We start from the raw sequence: 25,030 nt of genomic DNA on the forward strand, positions 1-25,030 counted from the left end.
GTTTGTTTAAAACGAGGGCTCCCACTTCATGAGGGTGTCATAGTCTGGTTCCGGGTTTTCAGTGTAAAAATCGAGGCCAAACCAATTTGTAACTTTTAGAATGGCCTTAATCTGTCTCTCACTTAGTTTTTTACGCCATTTTGTTAGCTGTTTCACCGTTCCGATCTGATCTTTTCCGTAGGTCTTGCTAGTTACCCTACTGGGGGTTTTAAACTTCATCAGGGCACCTTCTGGAATCTCTTCATGTATATGCCCAAAGATCTTCTCCAGCTCCTCTCTGGGACGCAGCACCAAGCGCTCATAAACTACCGTGTACCACGGATGAGGTTTCTGGGAAGCTAATGGTATGTAATTCTCAAATGCCCAGATGGCGGCCAAACGTTCTATCTCGGAAGTAATGCTCCTTAGATGACTGATCAGTTCTCTATCTCCTGCAAGTTCCGGCACCCTGTTGACCTCGGTTATAAGTTGATCGATGGTTATCCGTGGGAAGTACCCAGTTGATAGTTGAGAGGCTATCGTGGCACAGGGATGTCTTATTATGAAATAGACTCCCCTGACATCAAACTCATTGGCGATCCACGGGAGCATTGTGTTCGCCCGAACGAACTTAACGATGAGCTTTGAAGATTTAAACCGGCGGATCACTTCAGCCAATCTGATGTAGTGCCTAAAAGGAACCTGAGATCCCACCCGTCCTGTAAGAACCTTGTACAAATATTCTCTAAGCTTTGGAAGGTCTTTCTGGGTCGGAACGTACGGGTCATAAGGGATTCCAAGTCTACCGAATTCAGGATACCATTCCGGATGGAAGGGTTCAAAAATTGATCTGTAGCTAGGGATGGTTTCTAAGATTTCCATTAACCAAGTTGTTCCGGAGCGACGGGTGCCGGAGATTAAAATCGTTTCCTGAATTTTGTAATCCTTTATTTGGGCGTTTATTAGATCCATGGAATAGTTAACCTTGGACACCAAGAAATTAAGTGGTCTCATTTTTAATTTCCCTCCCGGTATTAAAAACCCATAAAAAAGTACTTTTAAATAATTTATGGCAGAGTTTGGTTATCTTTTTAAAGGTAACGATGACATGGAATATCGATAGCCATGGATGTTTCTATTGTTATATCCACACTCTACAAACGCCCTGAAGAGTTAAAGGAATGCTTGGAATCCATAGGGGAGCAAACTGTCCACCCGAGGGAAGTTATAATCATCAATGGAGCATCTGATGATTCTTGGAAGAAGGTAAGTGGCATGTTTGTGAAACTATTCAAAAGGCTTCGAGATAGGGGGATTGTTGTGAGACATGTTTCTCTTCCCGGTTCAAGTCTAACCCATGCCAGAAACACAGGAGCAAAGCTGGCAAAAGGGGATATTGTTCTTTATCTTGACGACGATGTTATTCTGGACAGGGATTACTTGAAAGGTCTTCTTAAGGTGTATACAGACTATCCAAATACTAAGGGTGTCCAGGGTTTTATCGTTAACAGAGTTTCCATCGACAATCCACTCGCCAAATCCGGTTTTTTGAAATTCTTTTGGTGGGTACTCCAGCATGGCTACTACGAGATAGACACTCACAAACAGCTGCCCTCTCTGTCGGAGGTTATTCCCTACAAACTCACGAGGATTATAAAACGGGAAAGCTTCAGTGGAACCAATATGTCGTACCGAAAGGAGGTTTTCAAGCACGTTGAATTTGACGAACGCCTTAAGAGATATGCAATTGGTGAAGACAAGGATTTCTCTTATCGGGTCCACAGGCTTTTTCCCGGTTCACTGTACCAGACGCCCCATGCCCGGTTAATACATCAGGAAGCCCCCGGTGGAAGGCTCCTTTCAAAACACTACGAGATCATGAAGCAGGTTTACCATCTATATTTGTTCTATAAACTGTTTGAAGATACAACCGAAAATAAAATTAGGTACATCCTTGGCAGGATCAGCGATCTGATGCTCCACACGATACTGCTGTTCAAGTCTGGCTTCAACAAAGAGAAAGCCGTCAAGATAGTTTACATGATAAATGCTATGTGGCTCGCTTTTTCAAACCGCAATAGAATCAAAAGGGGAGACATAAACTTTTGGATGGAATGAGGTGATATGAGAATGAAACGTGTTACGGTGCTTGGAATAGATGGACTTGAATACAATCTGGTCGAAGAGTGGGATTTAAAAAATATCAAACAGGTTGCCTACACTAAAACTGATCTCTCGGATTTTAAGGTTGTGGTGACTCCACCGATTTGGGCGTCCATGTTAACGGGTAAAGCAATACCTGAAGTGGAGGAACCATTTATTAGGCGGCAAAGACTCATAGCCAGAGAAAGCCCGGTGGCAAAAACCATTAAAAAGCCCTTCTACGTTAAAATTGGGGCGAAAATATTGCCAAAAACTCTTAAACAAAGGATAGGAAACATAATGGCTCCAGACCCTTTTAAAAAGACGTACGATTACCTTCTCAAAACCCGGAAGTACAGAACAATCTTCGATTACTTTGATAAGAGCTGGACCAACGGGATCCCTTCCTATGGCAGAAACGTTTCAAATGAGGAAGTAAAAGCGGCAATGGTTGAAGCAGTTAGGGGGAACCTGAGACCTCTCGTTAAGTACGCCATGAAAACCTATGAAAGGGACAGAAAAGCTCTTTTTGAAGCCCTTGATGGGGATTATGAACTCATGTTCTGGTACACTCCCTTTCTGGATGAAATATCCCACTTCTACATCAGGAAAAAACTCAAGCTCATGAACATATATCTCGATATAAACAGGCTCGTCAAAAAGATCTCGGACAAGTTAGAGGATGATGATGTGCTTTATATAATCTCCGATCATGGAATGGAGCCCATAACAGACGATCCCCGTGGAGGTGATCACTCCGACCATGGCTTCTTCAGTAGCAATACTGGAGAGCTTATAGAGAAGCCACAAGATCTTTTTAAGCTGGTTGTAAGCAAATCCAAGAACTCAGGCTTTGATCATCTGTAATACCTTCATAATGTTGTTTTTTAGGCTCATGTCCTTTTTTGCAAATTCTACCACCCACCTGTTGTCGAGTCTGCTTTCTTTTTTCTCAAGTTTTTCCAAGTACCCTTTAAGAAATCCTGAAGCCTTAACTGGACTGTCAGTCAGCCCCATGTAGAGGACCCAGAACAACAACGAGAGGAAAGGAGTTCCAAGGTAGTAATTAACGTATCCCCTCTTTATGGATGATTTGTAGTAGCCGTATCTCTCCTGCGTTGGCCTCATCTGAACCGCCATAGCGTTAACAATCTGGAGGGTCTTCCATCCCTTCAGTCTCGCCATGTAATTTGAAAGAACATCTGGGGAATAGAATCTTCTGTATCCTCCAATATCATCAAAACACTCCCTTCTAAAAATACGGGGGCTTCCTCTGGCAAATTTTGGATTGGTACTCTCCCATACCGGCTTTTTTCCCTTTAATACGTAAACTCCCCCACTGGCGATGCCCAGTTCGGGGTCTTTTTGAAATTCATTCAGAATTTTTTCAAAAAACCTCCTTTCTAAAATAAAATCCGCATCTACAAGTCCAATAAACCCGTAGGGAATCCCCAGTCTATGTGCAGTTTTTCTAACAACCCTGAAACCCTCCCTAACAACAACGGAATACCGATAGGTAGAATCATACTCAAAGAACTTGTCCCTTAGGTTATGGCCCACAATCCATCTATACCTTTCTGAAAGTTCTTCTATGATCTTTTCCGTTTTATCAACGCTGTTATCGTTTACAATAATCCACAGATCGGGCTTAATGCTTTGATTAAGGATACTCTTGGCAAGTAGCGGGAGAGTTTTTTCTTCGTTTTTTGCAGGGGTTACGAGGATGTATTTCTTAGTTTTCATGCTCCTCATTACATTTCCTCCCATGAAGTTCCTTTAAAACTCCTAAAAGTCTTTTAGCAGAGTTCTCCCGGCTGAACTTTCCAGCGTATCTAAGAGCCCGGATCCTCAATTTTTTAGGATTTGAATTTAAAAGTTTTTTAATACAATCGGCAACTTCCTCTGGAGTTCTTCCAACGCATCCTGCCCCGCTCTCTTCGGCAATCCTCTCGATCTCCCCAGCCCCAACTCCCACAAAGGGGAGCCCACATGCGAGGTACTCATAGATTTTTGAAGGAATGGCATACTTCAGGCTTTCATCGGCTTTTATCGGAGCCACACCCATGGTGGAAGAGCAAAGAAGACTCACGACCTCTTTCCTAGATAGCATTCCAACGTACCTCACCCATCTGGACAGGCCAAGCTCCTCAACCATCTCAAGAGTCTCTTTTAGGTTCTCCCCACCGCCCGCAAGGACGATGGGGATCCTGTCTTTCTCGTCCAGGAGGAAATATCCCCTCAGGAAGGTTTCAAAATCCTGGGCATGACCGAAGTAGCCGGTGTACACCATCTGTACCCTTCTTTTTGAAGTGTTGCATTTGAATTTTTCCAGATCAACACCATTTGGAATCACATAGCATTTCCCTGGCTCTATCCCGTATTCCTCGATCAACTGTCTCCTTATTCTTGAGGTGACTATGGTGATTGCATCGGCCCTCTGAAGGGCCTTGGACTCCAGAAACCTGAAAATCCTCTCAACAACACTACCTTTCTTTATAAACCCAAGGTTTACGCTGACATCCAGGAATAAATCCCTAATATCAACTATAACTTTCTTCTTTAGCATTTTTCCAGTCAACGCTACTATGTACATCTGGGGTGGAGGAGATGTGATTAAAATTGTGTCCGTCGACTTTTTGTTTAAAATTAACCAGATGCTTGCAAAAATTGGAAAAACTGTGTAGTATAAGGCCCGTTCAATACTTGAGGCCTCTTCTTTGGGTTGATACGTAAAGAGCCTGATTAAATTCCCATCCTTTTTTACAAGCTTGAATTTTTTAGGGAATGTACCGAAAGGATAAGTTTCAATTGCAGAGACAATAGTAGGTTTAACCCCAAGCTTGGCTAGGTATTTGTACAGATCCCCCATCCTTGATGCGTTTCCACCCTTCTCCGGTGGGAAAGTCTGGGAAAATATTATTAGATCTGCTTTTACACCCATTGGTATACCTCACATCACTTATCTCAACAATGCTTTTATAATTTAGGGCTTCAATAGTTTGTGGTGTTGATAATGAGTCAAGGTTATTTCGTTCATCCCCTTGCGGTCGTGGAGGAAGGTGCCGAAATAGGGGAGGGGACGAGGATATGGCACTTTGCCCATATAAGAAAGGGAGCCAGGATAGGAAAGAACTGCAACATCGGCAAGGACGTTTACATAGACGTTGATGTTGAGATCGGCAACAACGTGAAGATTCAGAACGGAGTGAGCGTTTATCATGGTGTTAAGGTTGAGGATGACGTTTTTCTCGGCCCGCACATGACCTTCACGAACGACCTCTATCCAAGAGCATTTAATGAGGAATGGGAAGTGGTTCCGACTCTGGTTAAAAAAGGCGCCTCAATAGGGGCCCATGCGACGGTAGTCTGCGGGGTAACGATAGGCGAATATGCCATGGTCGGAGCAGGGGCTGTTGTAACCAGGGACGTTCCACCCTTTGGGCTTGTCTTCGGAAACCCCGCGAGGTTAAAGGGTTTCGTCTGCTACTGCGGAAGGCCACTGAAGGAAAAGGTTGGGGAAGATGGAAGGCACGTGATTTTTAGATGTTCCCACTGCGGCCGGGAGGTTAAAGTTAGCAGGAAAGACTATGAGAGGTATTTAAAGGAAAAGGATCTATGAAAATTTAAAGGGAGGGTTGAAGATGATACCAATTGCTAAACCCCTAATCGGGGAGGAAGAGATTAACGCCGTTGTTGATGTTTTGAAGAGTGGAATGCTTGCAAGCGGAAAGGAAGTTGAGGCATTTGAAAAAGAGTTTGCAGATTATCTGGGTGCAAAGCATGGAATAGCCGTGATCAACGGAACGGCCGCTCTGGATGTTGCTTTAAAGGCCCTTAAGATTAAATCAGGGGATGAGGTCATAACCACCCCCTTCACGTTCATAGCCTCTGTCAACTCAATACTCTTTCAGGGCGCAAGGCCGGTTTTTGCGGACATCGATCCTAAAACTTACAACCTTGATCCAAATGATGTTCTGGAGAAGATCAATGAGAAGACCAAAGCTATAGTGGTTGTTCACCTCTACGGCCAGCCGGCCGATATGAAGGCTTTTAAGGAGATTGCAGAGGATCACGGACTTTACCTCATTGAAGACTGTGCCCAGGCCCATGGAGCAGAGTTTGAGGGCCAGAAAGTCGGAACCTTCGGTGATATAGCCGCCTTCAGCTTCTATCCAACAAAGAACATAACGACTGGTGAGGGAGGAATGGTGGTTACCAGTGACGAGGAGCTTGCCAAGAGGGCGAAACTCATAAGGAACCATGGACAGGCCGAGAAGTACCTCCACGTGGAGCTCGGGTACAACCTCAGGATGACCAACATAGCTGCAGCTATTGGTAGAGTCCAGCTTAAAAAACTGGATAAATGGAACGAGAGGAGAATAGAGAACGCTAAGGCTCTGACGGAAGGAATAAGGGAGATCGATGGCCTAATCCCGCCGTACGTGGATAAGAGGGTTAAGCACGTCTTTCACCAGTACGTTATAAAGGTGGAGGATTTCCCCGTGGAGAGGAATGAACTCATGGAAAAGCTGAGAGAAAGGGGAATCGGAACGGCTGTGCACTATCCAATCCCGGTTCACCATCAGCCATTCTACCAGAAGCTCGGCTATCCAAAAGACTGCTGTCCGAACTCAATTGAAGCCGCGAAGAAAGTGCTGAGCCTGCCCGTACATCCGGCCGTTGGAAGGGAAGAGATCGCTTACATAACGCGGACACTTAAAGAGATCGGCTATTCGTAGAAACGGTGATGGTTACATAGCGTTTCCTATACTGAAATTAAGTTTGTTGAGGGTCTTAAAGATGAACTTGGAAGAACTCAAGAAAAAGGGATTGAGAAAAGAGCGGTACTGGATGATGATCAGGTGATTAAAATGCTTCGTGTAGGTGTTGTTGGTGTTGGGAACATGGGAAGACATCACGCAAGGATCTACTCCGAGCTGTCAAAGGAAGGAAAGGTAGAGTTTGTTGGTGTTGCTGATGCCAATGTTGAGAGGGCTAAGGAGATTGCTTCCAAATTTAAAACAAATGCTTTTGGTGATTACAGGGATTTAATAGGTAAGGTAGATGCCGTTAGCATAGCCGTCCCGACTTCCCTTCACAGGCAGGTTGCCATGGAGTTTATTGAAAATGGCGTTAGTGTTCTGGTGGAAAAGCCCATAGCTGAGAGCATTGAAAGTGCCAGGGATATTATATCCGCAGCTAAGAGGAACAACGTTACCCTGATGGTCGGGCACGTGGAGAGGTTCAACCCGGGTGTTTTGAAGTTGAAAGAAATTCTGGATGAAGTTTCAATTGGAAAAGTTGTTACGCTCACTGCAAAGCGCGTGGGGCCGTTGCCTCCCCAGATCAAAGATGTTGGGGTTATAATAGATTTAGGGGTTCATGATATTGATGTTATGAGCTTTTTACTTGGGAGAAATGTGAGGAAAGTTTATGCCAGGGCTGGAAGTGCAAAGAACCCCCTTGAGTTTGAGGATTATGCAATAATAATGCTCGAATTTGAAAACGCCACGGGGGTTGTGGAGACCAACTGGCTTACTCCTCACAAGGTTAGAACCCTTACCGTGGTTGGAACTAAAGGGATAGCTGAATTGAATTACATAACCCAGAAGCTTATCTTGTACAACCATGAGTGGGTTAAGGAGGCAAAAGTAGAGTTTAAAGAGCCTTTAAGGAATGAGCTTGAACATTTTGTTGATTGTGTTGAAAAGAACGAGAAGCCATTAGTAAATGGGGAAGAGGGCCTCCATGCTTTGATTGTTGCCATAAAGGCTTTGGAAAGCGCTAAGAGGGACGAAGCGATAGATTTGGGGCCCAAATAATCTCTTTATATTTTCTCTTGGAGTACCTTGACTATTATTCAAAGACGTGAACTTGATACGGTTTTGAATTCAACTACGCTGGATAGAAGGATAATTATATTTGGAAATTTGGCCGTAGCTTTCAATGTTATGTGCCGTGAGCGGACGAAGGCGCTAAAGACGGAACAGAGGTATTAAAGTTTGTGTACTGGAGAACTTTTGCTGAGTTTTCAAAATATTCCCTTTGAGCTGAGGAAAAATTTAAATATTTCAAACTAGATTATCATAATCATGTATGAACAATTTGTTAATCGCTCATCTGAACTTGAAGCATTGAGAAAAGCATATAGGAGTGATAGAAAAGAGCTGGCAATAGTTTATGGGCGTAGGAGAATTGGAAAAACTGAATTAGTTCGTAAATCGGTGGAGAACATAAATCATGTTTATTTTTTTGCTGAGGAGACACTTGAGGATGAGAACCTGAAGAACTTTAGGTCAATTGTGGCGAGGACGCTTAACAACCCGCTAATAGCAAAAGCTGAGCTCTCGTGGGAGGAACTTTTTGAGCTTCTTGATGAAGGTAAGGTTGTTGTGATAATAGATGAGTTCCCCAATTTAATTAAAACGAACAAAGGAATAATTTCAAAGTTTCAAAAAATATGGGACAACGCCAAAAATCTTAAACTAGTGATTACAGGCTCTTCAATAAGCATCATGGAGAGCCATGTTCTGGGCTATAAGAGTCCTCTTTACGGTAGGAGAACCCTATCAATAAAGCTCCAGCCCCTGAATTTTTTCCATTTACGTGGATTTTTCCCTGAAAAGAGTTGGGAAGAACTAATAAGGATTTATGGTATAACAGATGGTATTCCAGCTTACATAAAAGAAGTGCAGTTCAGATTAAACGCTGGTGAGGATCTCGAAGAGGTCTTTCAACCAAATAAGCCCCTGTTTGATGAGGCGGAATTTTTGTTGCGGAGTGAGTTGCGGGAGCCCGCTCGTTATTTCGCAATTCTCAAAGCTATTGCCTTTGGGAATACAAAATTCGGAGAGATAGTGAGCTTTACAGGCTTTCCTAACTCAACGGTCTCTCAATACGTACACAACCTTCAAACTCTCCATATAGTTGAAGAGAGGCACCCTCTTGGTGAACCTGAACGGAAGAGGAATGCCCGTTATTACCTTAGCGATCTCTACTTTACTTTCTGGTTTCGTTTTGTCTACCCCAATCGTTCTCAGCTTTTAGAGTTTGGACGTATAAAGGGTTTTGAGAAGGAATACACTCATTATCTTGGACATGTTTTTGAAAAAGTTGCAGAACAGTTCTTAAAGCGCTTGAACAAAGCTGGAAAGCTCCCATTCAAGTTTACAGAGATTGGGAGATGGTGGCGTAAAAACGAGGAGATTGATCTCGTCGCATTGAACAAAAATGAAAAGAAGGCTCTGCTGGTGGAGGTAAAGTGGAAAAAATTGAGTAGAAGGGAGGCTAGGGGCATTTTGAGGGATTTAAAGCGCAAGGGGGATTATATTAAACTGGATACCTTAGAGAAACACTATGGACTGATTGCAAAGAGAATCAAGGATAAAGAAGCCCTAAAGAGTGAGGATTGGCTTGTGTGGGATTTAAAAGATTTTTCTGATCTCTCAGAACTCTGACTATACATTGATCTCACAATTAACCGTTTCTTTCTCTATTTTTTAGGTCGTTTATTGAGTTTAAGTATTTCAAACTAGATTATCATAATCATGTATGAACATTTCACTAGCGATTCTTGATAGAGTTGAAGCATTGAGAGGCTTTCAAAAGACAATAAAACACACTTTATTCACTTGCTGAATTATTCACTAAGTGAACATGGTCTTTTCTGCTGGAAGCAAAGTTTGTCTTTTAGGTTGGGAAACATTTATAAGATTTAATTAAGTTTAATTAAATGTAATCATATGTCATTAAAAGTGGGGGTGTTTATTATGGATGAGGAGAGGAAATACACAACAGTTTCCATACCGAAGCCGCTCTATGAGAAGATAAAGAAGAGAATCGAAGGTACTGGATTCACTTCAGTTTCAGACTACGTAACTTACGTTCTGAGGGAGGTTCTGGCGAGCCTCGAAGAGGAGGAGAAGGAAGAGGTCTTCAGCGAAGAGGAAGAGGAGAAGGTCAAGGAGAGGCTTCGCGCTTTGGGATACCTTGATTAATTCTTTAAAACTTTTTTTAGGTGATCTTCATGGTTTCTAAGCCACACGGAGGAAAGCTGATTAGAAGAATAGTTGCCCCAAAGACGAGGGAGAGGATTCTAAGTGAGCAGCACGAGTATCCTAGAGTTCAAATTGACCATGGAAGGGCTATTGATCTGGAGAACATTGCCCATGGTGTTTATTCTCCCCTGAAGGGCTTCCTGAATAGAGAAGATTTCGAGAGTGTTCTGGATCACATGCGTCTCAGCGATGATACTCCCTGGACCATTCCAATTATTCTTGACGTTGAGAGGCCCGGGTTTGAGGAAGGTGATGCGGTTCTTCTCTACTACGAAGATTTTCCAATTGCCAGAATGCATGTTGAGGAGATCTACACATACGATAAGAAGGAGTTTGCCCGGCACGTGTTCAAAACCACCGATAGGGCCCATCCGGGCGTGGCCCGCCTTATGGAGATGGGCGATTATCTGATAGGCGGTGAGATCGAACTTTTGAACGAGCTTCCGAATCCCTTTGCGGAGTACACCCTCAGGCCGGTCGAAACGAGGGTTCTCTTTAAGGAACGCAGGTGGAGGAGTGTAGTGGCCTTCCAGACGAGGAACGTGCCGCACATGGGTCATGAATACGTTCAGAAAGCCGCGCTAACCTTCGTTGACGGCCTCTTCATCAACCCGGTCCTTGGAAGGAAGAAGAAGGGCGACTACAGGGATGAGGTTATAATAAAAGCTTACGAGACCCTTTTCAGACATTACTACCCCAAGGACGCGGCAACTCTGGCAACGGTCCGCTACGAAATGCGCTACGCCGGACCGAGGGAAGCCGTACACCACGCGATAATGAGGAAGAACTTTGGGGCAACGCACTTCATAGTCGGAAGGGATCATGCCGGCGTTGGGGATTACTACGGGCCCTACGAGGCGTGGGATCTCTTTGAGGAGTTCCCGGACCTCGGAATAACGCCCATGTTCATCCGCGAGTCCTTCTACTGCAGAAAATGCGGCGGAATGGTCAACGCAAAGATCTGCCCCCACTATGAGGAGTTCCACGTTCACATAAGCGGCACAAAGCTTAGAAGGATGGTAATGAACAATGAAAAACCTCCGGAATACATGATGCGCCCCGAGGTCTTCGAGGTCGTGAGGAGCTTCGAGAACCCCTTCGTGGGTTAAGCTCCTTTAATTTTTGCAGGTGAGTTAGATGCATCTAATCATCCACCACTGGGACACCGACGGCGTGACTTCAGCCGCTCTACTCATTAAGGCCCTTAATCTGGAAGAATTCGAGAATTTAACCCCACCCATAGGGGAGTTCCGCTTTGATGGGAGGATAAAGAGGGCCATTAAAAGGGCCGAAAGGGTCTACGTTCTCGATCTGAACCTGCCCCATGAGGTGGAGGAAGTTGAGAAGGAAGTTATCTTCATGGATCACCACATCCAGCCAAGGATCAGGAATCCAAAGGTGAAGCAGATAAACCCGGCCCTTGAGGCTGGTGAGGCCCATTCGGCCTCTTTTGTTGTTTCCCGGTATTTTGATATCTGGAACGCATGGAGCGCCTTGGGGGCCATCGGCGATATAGGAGAAAGGGCATTTGAGATCCAAAGAGTTAGAGAGCTCCTTGAAAAGGAAGGAGTTACAAAGGAGGAAGCTTTACGGATGGTGGAGCTCATAGATTCCAACTACATCGCAATGGAGAGGGAGAGCGTGGAGAGGGCTGTTAGTGTCCTCCTTGAAAACTCCGTTAAAGATATCTTAAGGTATGAACCGTGGATCAAAAAGAGTGGGGCAATAGAGGAGGCAGTTCAAAAGGCTCTTTCGGAGGCGGAGATGAGAGGTGAAATTGCCTTTATTCATTTCAGAAGCCCTTTTAACATAATTTCCAAGGTGGCCAGAAGAGCGGTCTGGGAGGTTGGTTACGAAGGTGCAATAGCTGTCAATGAGAACTTCCACGGGAAGGCTCAGATCTACTTTAGGATCTCCTCCAAAATGGTCGAAAAGGTGGATATGTCCCAAATAATCGCTGAACTTAGGAAAGAGGGCTTTAACGCAGGTGGTAAAAGAGAGGTTTTGGGATGTATATGTGAGAGAGGTAGAATTGAGAAAGTTTTGGAGATAATTAACGCTCATTTGAGGTGATGGACATGAAAGAAGAAATACAGAAAGGAATTGGGGAGGTTAAAAAGGTCTTTGTCATTGGCCTTGACTCAGCCCCCCCTGAACTGCTGTTTGGTAAATTCTTGGATGATTTGCCGAACATAAAGTGGCTTGTGGAGAGATCAATCTACGGCCCAATGCAGAGCACAATCCCCGCCATTACGATTCCCGCTTGGATGGTTATGGCCACGGGCAAAACACCGGGTGAACTTGGCCTGTATGGTTTTAGACATAGGAAAGAGGGAACTTACAACGATATATGGATCGCTCACGCTTTAATGGTTAAGGAAAAGGCTGTGTGGCATTATATAGCTGAGAAGGGTAAAAAGTCGATTTTAGTCGGAATACCTCCGAGTTATCCGCCTAAGAGGGTAAACGGTTATCTTGTGAGCTGTTTCATAACTCCAGATGCATCCGTTGACTACACCTATCCAAAGGAGCTCAAGGGTGAAATCGAGAGGCTTGTGGGAGAGTACATCTTTGACGTTGTCTTCAGGAAGGAGAACAGGGACGAGACCAGGGAACAGCTCTGGGAGATGACCAGGAAGAGGTTTGAAGTTATAAGGTATTTAATTCAGGAGAAGGACTGGGATTACTTCCAGTTCGTGGAGATCGGCCTTGATAGGGTTCACCACGCATTCTGGAAGTACTTCGACGAGAACCACCATTTATACCCGGGCGACGATAACCCCTACAAAAACGTCATCCCCAATTACTACAGACTTCTCGACGAGGAGATAGGCAAAACTTTGAAGCTTCTCGATCTTGATGAAACCGCTGTTATGATGGTTTCTGATCACGGAATAAAGGCCATGAAAGGAGCTTTTGCCATAAACCAGTGGCTGATTGAAGAGGGGCTGTTAAAGATCAGGAACCCCGAGATTTTGAAAGAAGGGAGACAGGTAAGGTTTAACGAGCTTGATGTGGATTGGAGTAAAACAATAGCCTGGGGCTGGGGCGGCTACTACTCAAGGGTTTTTCTCAACGTTAGGGGAAGGGAGCCACATGGCATAATCGAGCCCTCCGAATATGAGAAGGTTAGGGACGAAGTGGCAGATAAGATAAAAAGTATAAGAGGGCCAAACGGTGAGAAGTGGGATACTAAAGTGTTCTACCCGGAGGAGATTTACCCTGTAGCTAAGGGAGACAAGCCCGATTTGATGGTTTATCTGGATGATTTGAATTGGCGTGCTGCCGGAACCCTTGGCTATGAAACGCCCTACCTCCTGGAGAATGATTTGGGGCCAGATGATGCCGTTCATGCTGAATATGGTGTGTTCTCCCTCTATTTACCCGGAATGAGGGAAGCCAGGAGGACGGAGTTGACAATTTATGACTTTGCACCCACAGTGCTCAAACTCTTTGGGATGAGAAAACCGCTCAGGGGGAGGAGTGTAATTAGGTGAGGTCTATGCAAAAGGTGGAGAAGGGTTTTACAATCTGGCTTACTGGCCCAAGTGGAGCAGGAAAGACTGTTTTGGCCCATGCACTGAAGAAGAGGCTTAAGTCAAGGGGCTACAGGGTGGAGATTTTGGATGGGGATGTAATAAGGAAGACCCTCTACCCGGAGCTGGGCTTTTCAAAGGAAGCGAGGGAGATGCACAACAGGATTGTTATCCACATGGCAAAGCTCCTGAGCAGGAACGGGGTGATAGCGATAGTCTCTCTGATCTCTCCCTACAGAGCCGTCCGCGAGTATGCGAGGAGGGAAATAGGGAACTTCATTGAGGTCTATGTTTACGCTCCTCTCGAGGTGAGGATTCAAAGGGATCCAAAAGGGCTTTATGCTAGGGCTTTAAGGGGAGAAATAAAAGGACTTACGGGCTACGATGGGGTTTATGAAGAGCCTGAAAATCCAGAGGTCAAAGTTGACAGCTCAAAGATGACGCCCGAGGAAGAGGTCGAGGCCGTTTTGAGGAAGGCCAGAGAACTTGGATACCTGAATGCACATGTTTAATTTGGAGGGAAAAAGTTGAGCATAATCTTTTATATCCCTCTCGGTTTTCTTGTGGGAACCCTAGTTGGCCTCACCGGGATTGGTGGTGGGGCCTTAATGACACCAGCCCTGGTTTTCCTTGGGGTAGAGCCGGTTATAGCCATTGGCACCGATTTGCTCTACGCCACCGTTACAAGGATTTTTGGTGTCTTCTTCCACCAGAGAAATAATGAATTAAGGTCTGATCTGGCATTGAGACTCTTTTCTGGAAGTCTGCCTGCGATAATATTAGGGAACTTTCTCCTAAGAGTTGTTGATAGGGCGGTCTTAGATGAATACCTTACGCTTCTTCTTGGTGGGGTGCTTTTAACGACCTCTACCTTAAGCCTGGTCAGGGGAGAAGTTAAAGTCCCAGTAAGGGCCAGAAGGGAGTACCTGTATCTCTTGGGTTTTATAGTGGGGTTAACGGTGCAGTTTACTTCAGTCGGGGCCGGTGTTATAGTGAGCTTTGCCCTCATGAACCTTGCCAAGATTAACCCGAGAGAAGTCGTTGGAGTCACAATAGTTTATGGACTGGTCTTGTCATCGTTTGGCTTTCTGAACTATGCTCTCCTCGATAGGGTAAATTACTCTTTGGCTATGTTCCTTATCCTCGGCACCGTCCCGGGCGTTTATCTGGGAACCCATATCAACAGAAGGGCTGACCGGGATAAGCTGAAGAGAGTTATCAACGTCCTTATCCTCATCATCGGGATTGTTATACTCCTCCAGCAGGCTGGTTGGTGAGACCTCCAACCGATCGGGCCAGCTCCGGGGATAATACATCGTTTTGGGCTTTTAGTGGGACAGGCTGGAATCATAAAAGGGATTGTTTGCCGTTTGAAAGGGACAATAAGGTGAAAGCTGAGCGGAACAAGCAGAGGATAGCGAGGTCATTAACAAAAAGTTATTAACCCGGGGACCCAACCAATGTATCGGGTGAAGCCTGTGGGCATTCAGGGCCTGCTTGGAATTTCGGGGCAGGATAACACGGGATTTGAGTGGGTTAAATCGGGAATTATATTGAAAAGTCGAATGAGTCAACCATGAGTCAAAGTCAAAAGGTGAAACTCCCATGACCGAGACATCTCAAACGTTGCACAGGATGGCAAGGGGGACCGGAATAGTCTTTGCCGGAACTTTGATTTCGATGCTCTTCGGCTTTTTGAGCAGGACATTAATAGCGAGGGCTTTTCCAACCTCGGAGTACGGGGTTTTCAATCTGGCGTTAACGGTCCTGAGCATCGCCCTTACCGTGGCCACGCTCGGCTTTCCAAACGCTATTCCAAGGGAGGTTGCTTTCTACAGGGAGCGCGAACCTGAGAAGGTTGAGAGGATAATCTCAACGGCCATCTTCATAACGGGGATAACTGCGCTGGTTACAGCTTTCGTTATCTTCCTCCTCGCAGGGGACATATCCGTGCTCTTCCACGAGGATAGACTGGTAAAAACCCTCAGGATTACGATTTTAGCCCTCCCCTTCTCTTCCCTGATAACTATCCTAATCTCGATCTCGAGGGGCTTCGGGAGGGTCAGGGAGAATGTTTACTTCCAAAACATAGCTTACCCCCTTCTCTGGTTTTCCTTCGTCGGGATTGCTGTCCTCTTAAAACTTGAATTTTACTACGTCTTCATAACATACGTAATGGCCCAGGGGTTAACCCTGCTTTTTCTAACCTTCGATACGTTAAGAATCGGGCTTATCAAACCGGCATCCCCTGATTTTAAGCTCGGAAAGAAGCTCGTAAGGTTTTCGATCCCCCTGATGTTCAGCGGGATCCTGTGGACCATCATGAGCTGGACGGATACCCTCATGCTGGGTTATTACAAAACATCGGAGGTTGTCGGGCTCTATAATGCGGCATCCCCCCTTGCGAGACTCTTACCGGTGTTTTTATATTCCGCCGGTTTCATCTATCCTCCTCTGGCCACAGCTCTTTACGCTCGGGGAAAGATTGGGGAGCTGAAGAGGGTTTATCAGGTTCTGACCAAGTGGATCTTCCTTCTAACCCTGCCCGTTTTCGCCCTGATGTTTTTATTTCCAGAGGCAACGATAGTGTTCTTCTTCGGGGAGAGGTACGTTTTTGCATCTGTAGCACTTCAGATCCTGTCGCTGGGTTTCATGTTCCACACGTTTCTCGGACTGAACGGGATGAGTCTTATAGTTGTTGGGGAGAATGATTTTGATATGTATTCAAACGCCCTTTCCGCGCTGGTTAACGTCCTTCTGAACGCTGTTCTAATTCCTCCTTACGGTATCGAGGGGGCCGCAACTGCCACTGCGGTATCCTACTTCGTGGTCAACGTTTTGAAATCCTTCAGGCTATATCAGAAGACCAAAATCCATCCCTTCAGCCTGAATTACGTTAAACTGCTGGCTATCAGCTTTGCCCTGCTCGGGATCATCAAGGTGCTTAAATTGCACGTTGCAAACATATTCTATGCCCTCCCTATTCTGGCGGGCTTTCTTGTCGTTTACTTCCTTCTGGTTCTGCTAAGCAGGAGCGTTGACAGGGAGGACATCGAGCTGCTACTGGCGATAGAGAGAAGAACTGGAGTTGATTTTGGGGTGGTAAAGAAAATATTGAGAAGGTTTGTTTAGATTTCCCTTTTAGTTTGAGGTTTTAAATCGCTTTTCTAAGCTTTTCATCTTCCCCCTTTTCTCGTAATAGCTGGGATCAGCGTATTTTAGTTTCCTTTTTACAAATTCTAAATCTTCTGATATACCATAGAGAAAAAGCAATTCTTAAAAAGCATGGATAGTCATATCATTTGGGCCACAATCGTGAATACTGTTTAGAGAATAGCAACTGGTGGTACTATTGAAGAAGGAAGGAATTGAAAACACGTCAGAAACCGCAAATCAATCCATACAACAATTAAAAGATTATATATCTTGGTTTTTTCGCATGCTTAAAGTATTGCTCCTCCCAAGATCTTTATCCGATGTTAAAAGATACATAAATGATCCCCTGTATAAAAACTCCTTTTTCATAATGCTATCCACAATAACAAACGCTGGTTTTGGCTTTGTATTCTGGACGATCGCAGCGCGGCTGTATGCTGTTGAAGATGTGGGTATTGCCACAGCTTTATGGTCGTCTCTTACCCTGATCATCCTGCTATCCCGTCTTGGCTTTGATCTCTCAATAATAAGATTTTTCCCAAACGGGGATAAAGGCAGGATCTTTGGCACGAGTTTTATAATTACATCGGTGTCTGCCATAACTTTTGGCTTGATTTTTATTGTGGGGATAGACGTGTTTTCTCCAAAGCTCCATTTACTCAAAAACCCCCTGTATGCTTCCATATTCCTTACGACTGTTCTGATAAGCTCCACAATCTCTCTAACGGCACAATCCTTTATTGCATTAAGAAAGGGGGAACTCTATTTCGTTCAGACTGCAATTCAGGGGTTAAGGATCATATTCGTATTCTTCCTGACTTTCCTCGGCTCAATGGGCATATTTGGGTCCTTCAGCCTTGCACTATCCCTCGCTTTAATCGTTGCACTTCTGCTGTTGAACCGGATGATCGATTACAGTCTCTCAATAGACAGGGACTACATAAGGAGTTCCACCAAATTTTCTGCGGGGAATTACCTTGCGAACATATTTAATTTCGTGCCCAATCAGATACTGCCGATAATGGTTTTAAATTTGCTCGGAGCGGAAAAGGGGGCCTATTATTACATTGCCTTCTCAATCGCTGGCATAATATTCACGATCCCGGGTTCTGTATCCACCTCCCTATTTGTGGAGGGCAGTCATGGAGAATCTTTGAGAAAGAACTTCATCAAATCCGGTATGGCGATTATTGGATTGTTAATCCCTGCGGTCATATTTGTTTATTTTTATGGTGGGTTCATACTGCATCTTTTTGGTGAAAACTACGTCCAAGCCCTTGCTCTTTTAAGGCTGTTTGCCCTCTCAAGCCTGTTTGTTGCTATTGTATATATTTATCTGGCCATAAAAAGGGTGCAGATGGACGTTAGGGGTATTCTCTTTGTTAATGGATTCATATGCATTACACTTCTATCACTGAGTTACATCCTGATCCGGAGAGTCGGTATAACCGGGGTCGGTTACGCATGGATGATAACGTATTCCACAGCCTCTATAATCGTTGGATTGTTGTTGAGGAGAGAGTTGCATTTGGGTTAGGATTTTAGTGAAATCATAATAGTGCTGGTTGAATTCCTTATTAAGTCTACTAATCGGTTCAGGCCCGGGAGGTAAGGGTTAAGGGTTGTAAAATATAGAGTTGACTCTTATGACTTGGACGATTAACTGTACCAGATTAGCACATTACCTGAGGAATAGATAGTATTTTTAACAATGTTCCCGGTTTTTATTATCCCTCCGATCCCCTCATGCAAAGGAGTATATTGGATCATCCCCCATCTGGGACCAAGCCAGAAAGCATAGTTCTTGACCAGCTCTTTTCGGAGAATGAATGAGTACCCATTTTCGCTAAAAATCTCGGAAAAACTTTTAGGAAATTTTGCATTTATAATCCATCCAATATCTGCATATTTAGGAGGATTTGACGGAGGATGAGCTTCAGATATCCACTTGACATTATTCAGGTTCATTATGTAGTCCCAATCTGATGCTAATGGTCCTTTAGTCTTTTCTATTGCAAAGAATCCGGCTGTAATTTCGGAATTATGCCACCCGGTTCTTGTTGAGTACTCTTTTATTAAGGGATTGTCATCATTTGATATGCTAGCGCCAAACATGAGAAAGATCAAAGTAAAAACGAGAATGGAACCAAAAAGTTTTTCATATCCGGGTTTTTTTAGTATGTAAAAAGTTATATTCCCCAAAATCACACTTCCGATAACCTCTCCATAGTACCAGTATCTGTGTGCAATTCCAGACCATCTGGGATTTAAAAACGCAAAGACTCCGATACCTCCAAAAAATAGCACCATTAAGATGACTAACATTAGCTCTCTCCGAATTTTCTTTCTTTTGAGCTGGTTGAAGAAAATATAAAGAGCAGTGAAACCCGTAATAGAATAATACATGATCATCCCCAATCTGGCTAAAATTACATATTCAATAGGAATAGAAAGCTTTGCAACATACTTGGAAGGTTCAATTCCTTTCACCAAAGATTCAAGTAACATAATCATTGATCTAAAGTAAACATGTGCCCAAAGTCCCCACGTGAACAATGCTATTATGAACATTACCAATATTAGCCTCGCAACAGATAGACTATAGTCATTTCTTCGAACAAGGATTAAGGATAGGAGGAGCAATATAGCTATCTGCTGGATAAGCATTCCATAACTAAGCGTATGCGTCAACGCTAAACCAAATGTCATTAGATATATACAAAGTGTAACCCTAGGACGATTTGGATAATATTTCCACATAAAATAAAAGAGTACAAGTGCCAAAGCAACTCCAAGAGAGTTGGGTACAATGTTTTTTCCAGTCATGTCTAAGACGTTGTCTGCTGTAGCTAAAAATAAAATCCCTATCAAAGAAATTTCTTTTTTTTCCAAAACTATAAAACCAAGAAGATATACCATGATATTAAGAAGTGCCAGTGTCGAGAATCCAATAATTAGGTATGAAGCCCATTTATATGGTACCCCTCCCACCAAAATGTAGGTGGATATCATCAAATGAAAATTAGGAAGGTAAGCATACGGAGTTTTAATGTTTTGATAAGCCGGGATATGGCCTTTATAAAGTATTTGACTTATCAATGCCCAGTGAGTCCATGGATCACGACTCAGAGGACTTTTATATAACAACTGTTGAGTAAGAGTAAATGTAAGAGAAAGCAGAATTACCTCACTAAATACAAGAAGTTGTTGTAGTGTATTTTTGGCACCCAGTATCTGAATGGATATTACCACTCCAGAAATTGCCAGAATTACAAAGAATCCCAAAGGTCGTACATATAATTCGTTCCTATTCCAAAAAAGTATATAACTTAAGCTCATTAAAATAAAATAAATGATCCCGGATAATTTAAATAACTCCTTATCTATATCTATGAAAGACATATTTATATACCTCCAGTATCTGCTTCGCAATTTTTTCCCATGTGAATTTTTCCGCGTATTTTATTATCTTCCCCCGGTCCCAGTCTCTTTCAAGGGCGGTTAAAATCTTTTCTGCAAGGCATTTTGAATCCTTTGGAGGGCAGAGCAGGCCATAGTCTTCAGAAGTTATGATCTCCTCACTGCCACCATTGTATGTTGCAACAACCGGAGTTCCAACGGCCATGGCCTCCAGCTGAACGAGGCCAAAGCTCTCACTCAAACTCGGAAGAACGAAAACGTCAGCAGAATTCATCCAGAGGTATAGCTCATCATCGGGAACGAATCCGAGAAGTTTGACATGATCCTGCAAGCCAAGTTCGTTAATCTGCTTCTGAAGTTTGCCTTTCAAAGGCCCGCTCCCACCTATAAAGCACAGGACGTCTTTCCTGTGTTTTATAACTTCAGACATTGCTTGGATTAAATAGTTGAAACCCTTACGTTCTATTAATGCTCCCAAGCTGAACAGAATTTTCTTGTCTTTAGGCAATCCCAAAGATTCTCTTGCACTTTCTTTTTTAACTGTCTTGAGCCTCTCTGGACTAAACCCATTGGGAACAAAAAACACGTTTGGATTAAACTCCTTCAAAAGAGTAATATCCCTTTTGTTAACCCGTATTAACGCGTCAGCATTCCCCCATGTCCAATGAATTTTTCGATTTTTTGAGTTATACTCTCTTAAAAGCCAGTCCCTGTTTTCATGAATTGTTATTACCGCTGGAACGTTAAACTTCTCCCCAAGTTTTACCCCAGCATACCCGCTCGGCCACGTAAAATGAGCATGAACAAGATCAAACTCAATATTGTTCCTCTCTATGTATCTTTTAAATAGATTTGCCAGTTTATCACCTAACCCTTGGTTTTGCCCATCTGGGACGAAATAAAGAGCAGAGATTACGTGTACTTTAACATTTTCGGGGATTTCCGTTGAATCCACAAGCCATTTTTTTGAAAATCTTTCCACATGCCTGAAGTAGGAAAAGGGCAGGTATCGAGCAAGCTCCGAGAGGTAATTATGATGAACGAGAACGTTAATCTCGTCGAAATACTTGCTCTGGGCTTCCACAAAATCCTTAACAAAAAATCTGTAGAACGGAGCTATCGTTAGAAGTTTTAGAATTCCCTTATCTGCAATTTCTTTTGAAACCTCACCACTAAGGCCGTCGTAGGGATCCCAACCCAAGTACTTCTCCCGTTTCACCCAATGGTATAGGGAGCTCAAAGAATCCCTAATCACTTGGTTTTCCATATTAATCCCCGATTATTGTTTTTATCTGTTTAATAACCAGCTCTTTGACGCGTTTTCCTTTTTCCAGTTCACCTTGGTCTCTTTTGCCCCAGTTTTTTACAACGTACTCAACTATTGTATCCGGGTCAATTGAATGTAACATTTTCCCTTTCTCCACCAAATCATTATCAACGGCGAGTAATCTTTTCCCCGGAAAGAACGAAACTGCCGGAACTCCCATAACTGCTGCTTCCCTTGCCATTGTTCCAGAGCCGGTTAAGGTGACATTGGAGTAATATATTAAATTCAGTCCATCCAATGCCCTTGGAGGAATGTAAACATTTCCAAATCCCCTTGCTAGCTTTTTTTCCTCATCGTTCCTCGGAAGATAGATTACGTTAATGTTTTCCCTCTCAAACCGCTTTAACAGGGAGGGAACAAGAGATCTATCCTTCAAGACGTAAAGTGATGTCAGCGATTCAGGCCTTAGAACGACGTAATCTTCAAATGGAAGCTGGGATAGGAAATCACGATCAGGATGGAAGTCAGCTATGTAAATATGTTCTTTATACCCGGGATAAACCATTACCTTATCCCCAAAATGCTCCCTGAAAGTCCCTTCTGCAGCCTTTGGGACAAGCACATGGTCAGAGAGGTTCTTTATCTTTGATTCTATCCTTTGAAATAGGGGCTTTTTCCCAATGAACTTTAGATCGTTGTCGAGCATCAATATAACCTTCATCCCTCTGAGTTTACCTGCGGGGATTGGCATTGCATTTTCAAAACTCAACAGGGCTTTTGTTCGGGGGGCTTTGCACAGTAACTGAAAGGTACGAAAGGCAAAAGAAAGAGATTTGGCAATTGGATTGTATCTATCCGACCCAAATACCTCTCCATTCAGTTTGAGAATCTTTATCAATTCCGCTGTTTCGCCTCGATTAAATCCTGTAACGTAGACTGAGTATCCTTCGAGTCCTCTAAGGATAGCTTTAGCGACGTGGACCTGTGGAGTGTTCGATATGTCGATCCAGAGGTCATAAGTTTTCTTTGCCATCTCCAAGCACCCTAACTCTGAATCCCGCTTTTCTCCACTTTTCGTGATCAAGAATATTCCTTGCATCGAACACGCATCTGCTCCTCATTAGCTTTGCTATCTCATTTGGATCGAGGAACTTGAATACCTCATGATCGGTTATCACGACAATACAATCACTATCCCTTACGGCTTCTCCCAGAGTTAGTAGGGGATATTCAAATTTTTTGACGAATGGATCGTATACCTTAACTTTAAATCCACTGTTTTCAGCCAAGCGTATGAACCTTAGCGCCGGAGACTCCCGGGCGTCGTCAACGTTTCCCTTATACGCAACACCGAGAACGGTAATCGTCGGATATTTAATTTCTCTTAGCATTTCTCTAACCTTGCGGAGGGTGTAGTTGGGCATGGTGTCATTTACATGCCTCGCAAGAGCTATCATGTTTCCATTGGATGTGTTCTGGATGACGAACCAAGGGTCAATGGCTATGCAATGCCCTCCAACACCGGGACCCGGCTTGTGGAGGTTTACCCTCGGATGTTTGTTAGCTAGCTCAACGGCCTCCCAGATGTTAACTCCATATTCCTCGGCAATCTTGGCGAGTTCATTAACAAGGGCGATGTTAACATCCCGATACGTGTTTTCGATTAACTTCACAAACTCTGCGGTGGTGGCATCCGTAAGGTAAATGTTGCCCTTAACAAAGGAGGAGTATAATTTCTTAGCCAAATTAGCCGCTCGAGTGGTTATGCCCCCTATTATTCTATCGTTATGTATCATCTCATGGATGGTCTTGCCGGGAATGGCCCTCTCGGGGCAATGTACAACATGAAAGTCATCTCCAGCCTTCAACCCACTTTTTTCCAGTATTGGGATGAGGATTCTCTCCGTGGTTTTGGGTGGAACCGTGGATTCCAAAATTACGAGGTTTCCACTCCTCAGATACGGGCGTATCATCTCGGCCGCGGATTTCACGTATCTCAAATCTGCCGCTTTAGTATGTTCATCCAATGGGGTGGGAACAGAGATTAGGAAGACGTCAGATTCCTCAACCTTTGTACTTGCCCTGAACCTGAATTTGCCTTTCTCAAATAGTTCTTTTAGACCGGGCTCCCGAAAGGGTAGTTTCCCTTGGTTTAATAGGTTTACTTTTTTCTCATCCACATCAACACCAATAACCTCATGTCCTGAAGAGGCAAAAAGCAAAGCAGTTGGAAGACCAATGTATCCGAGCCCTAACACTGAAATTTTCATTCTCTCCCCTCCTTTATCTTCCTTAAACTCTTCTTCAGCTCGACCATCACTTTGAACATGTAGCTCATGACGAAGCCGACGGCAAGGAACTGCACGCCACCGAGCACGAGTATCGCGGTGACTATCGCGAGGAGGTCGTGGGGGATGCGGTGAAACCACTCATAAACAACGTAGGATCCGGTAAGCAGCCCCAAAACCATGAAAACGATCCCAAGGAGGTATAGGTACTTCGCCGGATTGTACCTGACGAGGAGTTCTATTATGGCCCGCCCTATTCCGAGACCATCACCGATGGGGCTTAGCTTCGTGTTTCCATCCCTTCTGTAGTAATTTATGGGAACCTCGACGATCCTAAAACCGTTCGTCAGTGTTTCCACCGTCAGCTCCGTCTCGACCTCGAACCCGGGCTTTAGAAGGTTCACGCTTTTATAGACCTCCTTCTTGAGGGCCCGGTATCCTGAGAGTATATCGTGGAGCTCAACCCCGTAAAGAAAGCGGAAGAGCCAGTTAAGTACCCTGTTCCCGAACAGGTTCAGCCGCGTGAAAGCTCCTTTTTCATAATTGAGCAACCTGTTCCCTATAACGTGTTCCGCTATGCCCCTCCGTATTGGTTCCAGCATTTTCTCTATGTCCCTTGGATCGTAGGTTCCATCCCCGTCTATCAGAACGGCAACATCGCTTTCGATCATGGAAAAGGCCTCGGCGACAGCCTGCCCCTTACCCCTGCCGCTCTGTACAACCACCTTTGCACCCTTCTCTCTCGCTATTTCTCTGGTCCTGTCCGTGCTGTTTCCGTCTATAACGAGGATGTTATGATATCCCAGCTCCTTAAAGGTGTCTATAACCCTTCCTATGCCATCCTCCTCGTTGAGGGTTGGGATTATTATGGTAACGTCTGATGGTTCAATCTCCTGCATAGGACCCCACCGTATCTTTTAAAGCGGCTAAACAAATGGTCAACCCCTCGTTGTAGGCCGGGATGAGTATCAGAACGTTGCTCTTCTCCACCGTGGTTCCACCTCCATTATCTCCATATATGCTGTTGCCATTTTTAATCGATTCTGTTATAAAATTTTTCCTCAAATTTTCCGGATGGACTTTCAAAGATGTTTGGTGTTTCACGGACATAACCCGTTCCATACCTTCTCACCGGCTCACTTTCATGTAACCAATGGCTTCAGGTGAAGAGTCAATGGATCGCAA

General features: G+C 44.2%; 23 protein-coding genes. 14 read left to right on the plus strand and 9 right to left on the minus strand.

From position 1 onward, the window contains the following. Positions 1-6 precede the first annotated feature (6 nt). Positions 7-993 carry a sulfotransferase gene (locus ACZ5NL_RS05700; RefSeq protein WP_464841259.1) on the minus strand — a complete coding sequence of 329 codons (987 nt, stop codon included), beginning with the start codon at positions 991-993 and terminating at the stop codon, positions 7-9. A gap of 111 nt (positions 994-1,104) precedes the next feature. Here ACZ5NL_RS05700 and ACZ5NL_RS05705 point away from each other — a divergent pair, with 111 nt between their 5' ends. Then, positions 1,105-2,097, plus strand: coding sequence for a glycosyltransferase family 2 protein (locus ACZ5NL_RS05705; RefSeq protein ID WP_464841260.1), 993 nt, complete (start codon positions 1,105-1,107; stop codon positions 2,095-2,097). Between the two features lie 6 nt (positions 2,098-2,103). Next, positions 2,104-2,988 (plus strand): alkaline phosphatase family protein, encoded by an 885-nt coding sequence (locus tag ACZ5NL_RS05710; protein WP_464841261.1) that lies wholly within the window; start codon positions 2,104-2,106, stop codon positions 2,986-2,988. Here ACZ5NL_RS05710 and ACZ5NL_RS05715 read toward each other — a convergent pair. Both ACZ5NL_RS05715 and ACZ5NL_RS05720 read right to left on the minus strand, forming a co-directional pair. Then, positions 2,968-3,873 carry a glycosyltransferase family 2 protein gene (locus ACZ5NL_RS05715; RefSeq protein ID WP_464841262.1) on the minus strand — a complete coding sequence of 302 codons (906 nt, stop codon included), beginning with the start codon at positions 3,871-3,873 and terminating at the stop codon, positions 2,968-2,970. The two genes, ACZ5NL_RS05710 and ACZ5NL_RS05715, sit on opposite strands and share 21 nt — an antisense overlap. Next, the gene (locus ACZ5NL_RS05720) at positions 3,854-5,062 is read right to left on the minus strand and encodes a glycosyltransferase family 4 protein (protein WP_464841263.1); all 1,209 of its coding nucleotides are present in this window, start codon (positions 5,060-5,062) and stop codon (positions 3,854-3,856) included. Before ACZ5NL_RS05720 ends, ACZ5NL_RS05715 begins: the two co-directional genes overlap by 20 nt. 72 nt (positions 5,063-5,134) lie before the next feature. On the opposite strand from ACZ5NL_RS05720, the gene ACZ5NL_RS05725 reads away from it, so the two are divergent. The 12 genes from ACZ5NL_RS05725 (at position 5,135) to ACZ5NL_RS05780 (ending at position 18,407) form a co-directional block, all read left to right on the plus strand. After that, entirely contained in the window at positions 5,135-5,740 is a 606-nt protein-coding gene (locus ACZ5NL_RS05725) for an acyltransferase (RefSeq protein ID WP_464843339.1), read from the plus strand. Positions 5,741-5,762: 22 nt separating this feature from the next. Continuing rightward, complete coding sequence (locus tag ACZ5NL_RS05730; RefSeq protein WP_464841264.1) at positions 5,763-6,860, plus strand: DegT/DnrJ/EryC1/StrS family aminotransferase; 1,098 nt, start codon at positions 5,763-5,765, stop codon at positions 6,858-6,860. A 132-nt stretch (positions 6,861-6,992) separates the two neighbouring features. Then, positions 6,993-7,943 (plus strand): UDP-N-acetylglucosamine 3-dehydrogenase, encoded by a 951-nt coding sequence (locus ACZ5NL_RS05735; RefSeq protein ID WP_464841266.1) that lies wholly within the window; start codon positions 6,993-6,995, stop codon positions 7,941-7,943. Positions 7,944-8,213: 270 nt separating this feature from the next. Beyond that, positions 8,214-9,578, plus strand: a complete 1,365-nt coding sequence (locus ACZ5NL_RS05740; protein ID WP_464841267.1) for an ATP-binding protein — start codon at positions 8,214-8,216, stop codon at positions 9,576-9,578. A gap of 312 nt (positions 9,579-9,890) precedes the next feature. Continuing rightward, the gene (locus tag ACZ5NL_RS05745; RefSeq protein ID WP_087036090.1) at positions 9,891-10,118 is read left to right on the plus strand and encodes a ribbon-helix-helix domain-containing protein; all 228 of its coding nucleotides are present in this window, start codon (positions 9,891-9,893) and stop codon (positions 10,116-10,118) included. 29 nt (positions 10,119-10,147) lie between these two features. Beyond that, the gene (sat, locus tag ACZ5NL_RS05750) at positions 10,148-11,287 is read left to right on the plus strand and encodes a sulfate adenylyltransferase (RefSeq protein ID WP_464841268.1); all 1,140 of its coding nucleotides are present in this window, start codon (positions 10,148-10,150) and stop codon (positions 11,285-11,287) included. Positions 11,288-11,315: 28 nt separating this feature from the next. Next, a complete protein-coding gene (locus ACZ5NL_RS05755) occupies positions 11,316-12,251 on the plus strand; it encodes a DHH family phosphoesterase (protein WP_464841270.1) in 936 nt (311 codons plus the stop codon). 5 nt (positions 12,252-12,256) lie between these two features. Beyond that, positions 12,257-13,675 (plus strand): alkaline phosphatase family protein, encoded by a 1,419-nt coding sequence (locus ACZ5NL_RS05760; protein ID WP_464841272.1) that lies wholly within the window; start codon positions 12,257-12,259, stop codon positions 13,673-13,675. Positions 13,676-13,680: 5 nt separating this feature from the next. After that, positions 13,681-14,226, plus strand: coding sequence for an adenylyl-sulfate kinase (gene cysC, locus ACZ5NL_RS05765; protein WP_464841274.1), 546 nt, complete (start codon positions 13,681-13,683; stop codon positions 14,224-14,226). 21 nt (positions 14,227-14,247) lie between these two features. Further along, positions 14,248-14,991: a sulfite exporter TauE/SafE family protein gene (locus ACZ5NL_RS05770; RefSeq protein ID WP_464843341.1), complete on the plus strand. Its 744-nt coding sequence runs from the start codon at positions 14,248-14,250 to the stop codon at positions 14,989-14,991. A gap of 328 nt (positions 14,992-15,319) precedes the next feature. After that, positions 15,320-16,846, plus strand: a complete 1,527-nt coding sequence (locus tag ACZ5NL_RS05775) for a flippase (protein WP_464841276.1) — start codon at positions 15,320-15,322, stop codon at positions 16,844-16,846. A gap of 220 nt (positions 16,847-17,066) precedes the next feature. Continuing rightward, positions 17,067-18,407 (plus strand): lipopolysaccharide biosynthesis protein, encoded by a 1,341-nt coding sequence (locus ACZ5NL_RS05780; RefSeq protein WP_464841277.1) that lies wholly within the window; start codon positions 17,067-17,069, stop codon positions 18,405-18,407. Positions 18,408-18,529: 122 nt separating this feature from the next. Here the strand turns inward: ACZ5NL_RS05780 and ACZ5NL_RS05785 are convergent, their stop codons facing one another. The 6 genes from ACZ5NL_RS05785 to ACZ5NL_RS05810 are packed head-to-tail and all read right to left on the minus strand — an operon-like array spanning position 18,530 to position 24,967. Next, positions 18,530-20,272 (minus strand): hypothetical protein, encoded by a 1,743-nt coding sequence (locus ACZ5NL_RS05785; RefSeq protein ID WP_464841278.1) that lies wholly within the window; start codon positions 20,270-20,272, stop codon positions 18,530-18,532. Then, entirely contained in the window at positions 20,250-21,557 is a 1,308-nt protein-coding gene (locus ACZ5NL_RS05790; protein WP_464841280.1) for a glycosyltransferase family 4 protein, read from the minus strand. Before ACZ5NL_RS05790 ends, ACZ5NL_RS05785 begins: the two co-directional genes overlap by 23 nt. Before the next feature lies 1 nt (position 21,558). Next, a complete protein-coding gene (locus ACZ5NL_RS05795; protein ID WP_464841281.1) occupies positions 21,559-22,590 on the minus strand; it encodes a DUF354 domain-containing protein in 1,032 nt (343 codons plus the stop codon). Next, positions 22,571-23,827: a nucleotide sugar dehydrogenase gene (locus ACZ5NL_RS05800; RefSeq protein WP_464841283.1), complete on the minus strand. Its 1,257-nt coding sequence runs from the start codon at positions 23,825-23,827 to the stop codon at positions 22,571-22,573. The genes ACZ5NL_RS05795 and ACZ5NL_RS05800 overlap by 20 nt, the downstream gene beginning before the upstream one ends. Continuing rightward, on the minus strand, positions 23,824-24,744 hold the full coding sequence (gene aglJ, locus ACZ5NL_RS05805) for an S-layer glycoprotein N-glycosyltransferase AglJ (RefSeq protein ID WP_464841285.1): 921 nt from the start codon (positions 24,742-24,744) through the stop codon (positions 23,824-23,826). Before aglJ ends, ACZ5NL_RS05800 begins: the two co-directional genes overlap by 4 nt. Further along, entirely contained in the window at positions 24,731-24,967 is a 237-nt protein-coding gene (locus ACZ5NL_RS05810; protein WP_464841287.1) for a hypothetical protein, read from the minus strand. Before ACZ5NL_RS05810 ends, aglJ begins: the two co-directional genes overlap by 14 nt. Between the last annotated feature and the right edge of the window lie 63 nt (positions 24,968-25,030).

This window comes from Thermococcus aegaeus (genome assembly GCF_055393685.1).

Excerpts from the sequence above, each read along its gene's own strand:
- ACZ5NL_RS05740 (WP_464841267.1), top strand. The coding sequence starts at position 8,214 with ATGTATGAACAATTTGTTAATCGCTCATCTGAACTTGAAGCATTGAGA.
- ACZ5NL_RS05705 (WP_464841260.1), top strand. The coding sequence starts at position 1,105 with ATGGATGTTTCTATTGTTATATCCACACTCTACAAACGCCCTGAAGAG.
- ACZ5NL_RS05700 (WP_464841259.1), bottom strand. The coding sequence starts at position 993 with ATGAGACCACTTAATTTCTTGGTGTCCAAGGTTAACTATTCCATGGAT.
- sat (WP_464841268.1), top strand. The coding sequence starts at position 10,148 with ATGGTTTCTAAGCCACACGGAGGAAAGCTGATTAGAAGAATAGTTGCC.
- ACZ5NL_RS05810 (WP_464841287.1), bottom strand. The coding sequence starts at position 24,967 with ATGGAACGGGTTATGTCCGTGAAACACCAAACATCTTTGAAAGTCCAT.
- ACZ5NL_RS05715 (WP_464841262.1), bottom strand. The coding sequence starts at position 3,873 with ATGAGGAGCATGAAAACTAAGAAATACATCCTCGTAACCCCTGCAAAA.
- ACZ5NL_RS05755 (WP_464841270.1), top strand. The coding sequence starts at position 11,316 with ATGCATCTAATCATCCACCACTGGGACACCGACGGCGTGACTTCAGCC.
- ACZ5NL_RS05710 (WP_464841261.1), top strand. The coding sequence starts at position 2,104 with ATGAGAATGAAACGTGTTACGGTGCTTGGAATAGATGGACTTGAATAC.
- ACZ5NL_RS05720 (WP_464841263.1), bottom strand. The coding sequence starts at position 5,062 with ATGGGTGTAAAAGCAGATCTAATAATATTTTCCCAGACTTTCCCACCG.
- ACZ5NL_RS05725 (WP_464843339.1), top strand. The coding sequence starts at position 5,135 with ATGAGTCAAGGTTATTTCGTTCATCCCCTTGCGGTCGTGGAGGAAGGT.
- ACZ5NL_RS05795 (WP_464841281.1), bottom strand. The coding sequence starts at position 22,590 with ATGGCAAAGAAAACTTATGACCTCTGGATCGACATATCGAACACTCCA.
- ACZ5NL_RS05785 (WP_464841278.1), bottom strand. The coding sequence starts at position 20,272 with ATGTCTTTCATAGATATAGATAAGGAGTTATTTAAATTATCCGGGATC.
- ACZ5NL_RS05790 (WP_464841280.1), bottom strand. The coding sequence starts at position 21,557 with ATGGAAAACCAAGTGATTAGGGATTCTTTGAGCTCCCTATACCATTGG.
- ACZ5NL_RS05730 (WP_464841264.1), top strand. The coding sequence starts at position 5,763 with ATGATACCAATTGCTAAACCCCTAATCGGGGAGGAAGAGATTAACGCC.
- cysC (WP_464841274.1), top strand. The coding sequence starts at position 13,681 with ATGCAAAAGGTGGAGAAGGGTTTTACAATCTGGCTTACTGGCCCAAGT.
- ACZ5NL_RS05775 (WP_464841276.1), top strand. The coding sequence starts at position 15,320 with ATGACCGAGACATCTCAAACGTTGCACAGGATGGCAAGGGGGACCGGA.
- ACZ5NL_RS05760 (WP_464841272.1), top strand. The coding sequence starts at position 12,257 with ATGAAAGAAGAAATACAGAAAGGAATTGGGGAGGTTAAAAAGGTCTTT.
- ACZ5NL_RS05800 (WP_464841283.1), bottom strand. The coding sequence starts at position 23,827 with ATGAAAATTTCAGTGTTAGGGCTCGGATACATTGGTCTTCCAACTGCT.
- aglJ (WP_464841285.1), bottom strand. The coding sequence starts at position 24,744 with ATGCAGGAGATTGAACCATCAGACGTTACCATAATAATCCCAACCCTC.
- ACZ5NL_RS05745 (WP_087036090.1), top strand. The coding sequence starts at position 9,891 with ATGGATGAGGAGAGGAAATACACAACAGTTTCCATACCGAAGCCGCTC.
- ACZ5NL_RS05735 (WP_464841266.1), top strand. The coding sequence starts at position 6,993 with ATGCTTCGTGTAGGTGTTGTTGGTGTTGGGAACATGGGAAGACATCAC.